2 protein-coding genes are annotated in these 1,220 nt (G+C 74.5%); both read left to right on the forward strand.

Features of this window, described 5'->3' with window-relative positions; translation table 11 throughout:
- A partial coding sequence (locus VTU_RS0117945; protein WP_010106767.1) for a GspMb/PilO family protein occupies nucleotides 1-466 on the forward strand: 466 nt, incomplete at its 5' end.
- On the forward strand, nucleotides 463-1,220 hold a 758-nt coding region (locus VTU_RS34470), incomplete at its 3' end, for a hypothetical protein (RefSeq protein ID WP_010106769.1). The genes VTU_RS0117945 and VTU_RS34470, both read left to right, overlap by 4 nt.

A 1,220-nucleotide genomic window follows, 5' to 3' on the forward strand; every position in this document is an offset into this window, starting at 1 on the left:
CGACAGCACGCTGCAACAGCTGGCACCGCGCAGCGAGCGGCTCGAAGGCATGGTCCAGGCCGGCACCGAGATCGAGGCCCTGCTCGGCGCGGCGCGCGGCAGCGTCGCCCCCTGGCTGCACCCGGCCGGGGAGAGCGCGCCCAACGACATCCAGCAGCAGCTGCGGCAGATGGTCGTGGCCTCGGGCAGCACGCTGGTCTCCTCGCAGGTCGCGCTCGAGGAGCCGGGGCAGGAGGGCAAGGAGGGGGACCAGCAGCTGGCACGCATCCGCATGAGCGCCACCGTCAGCGGCGAATGGTCCGGGCTCGTGCGCCTCACGGAAACCCTGCAAATGCACCAGCCACCCTTTTGGGTGCGCACGGTCAGCATGGTGCGCGATGGAGCGAGCTCCGGCACCGGGCCGCAAACCGCCCGGCTGACGCTGCAACTCGAGGCGCCGCTGGCGCCGCAGAAGGCGAAACCATGATCCGACCCTGGCACCTGGCCCCCGTCCTGGCCGCCGCCGCGCTGGCCGCGGCCGCCTACTGGTGGCACAGCGAAAGAAACAGCTGGCGCGCGCCAGCAGCGCGCAGACCCGAATTGCCCAGCGTGGAGCCCATGTCGCAGCCCGCGCGCGCCAGCGTGCACCAGGCGCTCGAGCGCCCCCTGCTGTGGAGCGCGCGCCGCCCGGTGCCGACGGACGAAAAGCCCGGCGGACTGGCCCGGGAGCTGACGCAGTCGCGCCTGACGGCCGTGTTCGAGTCGGGCCGCGAGCGCGTCGCCGTGCTGCTGCGCGCGGACGGCAGCAGCTTCAAGATCACCGGGCAAACCAGGCCCTGGCGCCTGGAAAACTTCGACGGCCGCACGGCCGGCTTCGTTTCCGCAGACGGCGAGCGCGTCGAGCGCTTGCTCGAACCCGGCGCCCCGACCCCGCGCGCAGACCCGCGCCGACCGACCGAGCCCCCGCGCAGCGTACCCCCCCTTACCGGAGCCACCCCCCATGAAGATTCGGCCATCCCTCCTCTTGCTGTCCATGCTGACCGCGGGCTGCGCCGGCACGCGCAGCGTTCCCCCCACCCCGGCCGCAGAGTCTGCGCCCGCCCCTGCGGCGCCGGCCGCGGCCGCGGTGACCCGGCCGGCGCCGGCGCCGCAGACGGGAGGCAAGCCGCAATCCGGCGCTGCGCCCGCGGACCCGCAGGACCAGGACCCGCAGCGCTCCGCCCCCGTCACCGGTTCGCTCC

It is taken from the genome of Verminephrobacter aporrectodeae subsp. tuberculatae At4, from assembly GCF_000193225.1.
Taxonomy (GTDB): Bacteria; Pseudomonadota; Gammaproteobacteria; order Burkholderiales; family Burkholderiaceae_C; genus Acidovorax; species Acidovorax aporrectodeae.